General features: G+C 51.4%; 2 protein-coding genes. Both read right to left on the bottom strand.

All coding sequences use genetic code 11. The features are described 5' to 3' along the window. Window positions 1-197 (bottom strand): transposase (locus KP703_RS15550; RefSeq protein WP_215754477.1); only part of this gene is annotated, 197 nt, incomplete at its 3' end. A gap of 111 nt (window positions 198-308) precedes the next feature. Next, window positions 309-539 (bottom strand): transposase (locus KP703_RS15545; protein WP_215755564.1); only part of this gene is annotated, 231 nt, incomplete at its 5' end.

Here is a 539-nt window from a genome sequence, read left to right as displayed (position 1 = left end):
GTCCATGGCGGCAGATCGTTCGGCATCGCACGCCATGCAATGCCGTAACGGATCACATACCGAAGACCGTTGAACAACTCTCTCAGATTATGGTGTCGCTGGTCCGCATCTTCTTTCATCAAAAGGAGGTATGGAACAATCAGAGACCACTCTTCGTCACTGATATCAGACGGATACGGTTTGCGGGCAGTATTCATCCATCTGTTCTGGAACACTTACGCCAGAAAGTACATAACACCCTCTAGAGAGCGAGTTTTTCTTGGAAATATACAGTCTTTACTCCGGTGTCTTAGAGCCCTTTTGGAAATTCACGGATGAGCGTTTCGGCGTAGCATGAGGCTTCCCATGGCGATGTGGATCATGGCCTCTGCGACGTCGATCCGCTGTTCGTAGTCCTTCACAAGGCGACGCCAGCGGATCATCCAACCGAAGGTCCGTTCCACAACCCACCGACGCGGCAGGATTTCAAACCCTTTTGCTGTCTCTGACCGCCGGATGATCTCGACTGTGAAGTCGAGAAAAGTGGCCTTATCCATCTC

The organism is Acetobacter sp. P5B1, from assembly GCF_018811985.1.
GTDB lineage: Bacteria > Pseudomonadota > Alphaproteobacteria > Acetobacterales > Acetobacteraceae > Acetobacter > Acetobacter cerevisiae.
Note: the sequence above shows the minus strand (reverse complement) of the source record. Positions and strands in the feature narration are given on the sequence as shown.